This window comes from Pseudomonas schmalbachii (genome assembly GCF_017589465.1).
GTDB classification, from domain to species: Bacteria; Pseudomonadota; Gammaproteobacteria; order Pseudomonadales; family Pseudomonadaceae; genus Pseudomonas; species Pseudomonas schmalbachii.
Genome location: NZ_JAELYA010000042.1, coordinates 1 through 255 on the forward strand (window position 1 = coordinate 1; position 255 = coordinate 255).

Consider the following 255-nt stretch of genomic DNA (forward strand, 5'->3'; position numbering starts at 1 on the left):
GGTTGATTTCTGTTCCTCAGGGTACTTAGATGTTTCAGTTCCCCTGGTTCGCCTCACACACCTATGTATTCAGTGTGTGATAACCAACTTATGTTGGTTGGGTTTCCCCATTCAGACATCTCCGGATTACAGGTTGTTTGCCACCTCCCCGAAGCTTTTCGCAGGCTACCACGTCTTTCATCGCCTCTGACTGCCAAGGCATCCACCGTATGCGCTTCTTCACTTGACCATATAACCCCAAACAATCTGCCATCT

At 48.6% G+C, this 255-nt stretch carries 1 rRNA gene; it reads right to left on the reverse strand.

Features of this window, described 5'->3' with window-relative positions:
* Window positions 1–229, reverse strand: a 23S ribosomal RNA gene (locus tag JFY56_RS24270); the annotation flags it as partial.
* Window positions 230–255: the final 26 nt, after the last annotated feature.